Consider the following 1,393-nt stretch of genomic DNA (forward strand, 5'->3'; position numbering starts at 1 on the left):
TGCAAGACGCTTCTATGTCTGTGGTGATCGGTTCGGCTGATTGCCGTTAGGGTTCGGCGTTGGTGATCACTTGGGTGGCTCTTCGTTGATCCGGCCGCCTGTGGTGTGGGTGTGCCTTGTGCAAGACCTGTCCCCGGGTGATCGTCGGCGCCGGCCCGGCCCACCCTGCTGGCCTGATCAGAAGCCTGCCCGTGCGAGCACACGTGGCCCATCACAGATTTGCCGCCGAGGTGATGTCTTCCCGAGCCGACGCCGACTGTCCCGGTCGTCGCTGGCAAAGGAGCAACAATCCGAGATGAGAAGGATCGTAGAACGGGTCGCGGATCGCTATGACGTGGTGGTGGGGGTCGATACTCACACCGATACGCATACCGCCGCCGTGGTGGACCGACTCGGTGGGGTGTTGGCGCAGGTCACGGTGTCCACTGACCCGGACGGGTTGAGCCGGTTGTTGGCCTTCGCCGTCGCGCACACCCCACCGCAGGGGCGCCGGTTGTGGGCGGTGGAGGGCACCCGGTCACACGGGCAAGGGCTGTGCCGGCTGCTGACCGCTGCTGACGAACCCGTCTGCGAGGCACCCAAGCCCCCCGCTGCGGCCCGTCGTCGGGGCGGCAAGTCCGACCAGCTGGACGCGGTCGCCGCCGCCCATACGGTGCTGGCGCTGCCCGCTGAGCGCATCGCCGTGCCCCGCAGCGACGGCCCACGCGAGGCCCTGCGTCTGCTGCTGATCTGCCGCCGGCACCACACCGATGCCCGCACCGCCGCGGTCAACCTGGTCAAAGCGTTGATCCTGACCGCTGACGACACTCTGCGCGAGGCGCTACGCGGGCTGTCCACCACCATCCAGATCGCCCGCCTGGCCGCCCTCGAACTGCCCGAAACCACCGCCCTGCCCTGCGAGGAACACACCCGCCGCCGCGAACTGGTCACCCTCGCCCGGCACATCCACATCCTCGACGCCACACTGGCCGACAACCACCAGCGCCTACGAGCCCTCGTCACCGAACTGTGCCCGCCCCTGCTCGACCAACCCGGAGTCGGACCCGTCACCGCCGCGATCGCCCTCACCGCCTGGTCCCACCCCGGCCGCGTCCGCTCAGAAGCCGCCTACGCCACCCTCGCCGGCGCCGCCCCCATCCCCGTGGCCAGCGGCCGCACCGACCGACACCGCCTCAACCGCGGCGGCGACAGAACCCTCAACAGCGCCCTGCACACCATCGCCCTGACCCGCCGACGCATCCACCCCGAAACACGCGACTACATCACCCGACGCCACGCCGAAGGCCGCACCACCAGAGAAATCACCCGCTGCCTCAAGCGCTACATCGCCCGACAGCTCTACCGCACCATCACCACCCACCACCAAACCCCTTGACAACCCCACTCACAGATC

The 1,393-nt window shown here is 68.8% G+C and carries 1 protein-coding gene; it reads left to right on the plus strand.

Features of this window, described 5'->3' with window-relative positions; translation table 11 throughout:
• Positions 1-295: 295 nt before the first annotated feature.
• On the plus strand, positions 296-1,375 hold the full coding sequence (locus FB454_RS34710; RefSeq protein ID WP_013473518.1) for an IS110 family RNA-guided transposase: 1,080 nt from the start codon (positions 296-298) through the stop codon (positions 1,373-1,375).
• Positions 1,376-1,393 lie beyond the last annotated feature (18 nt).

The organism is Micromonospora sp. CNZ297, from assembly GCF_007827625.1.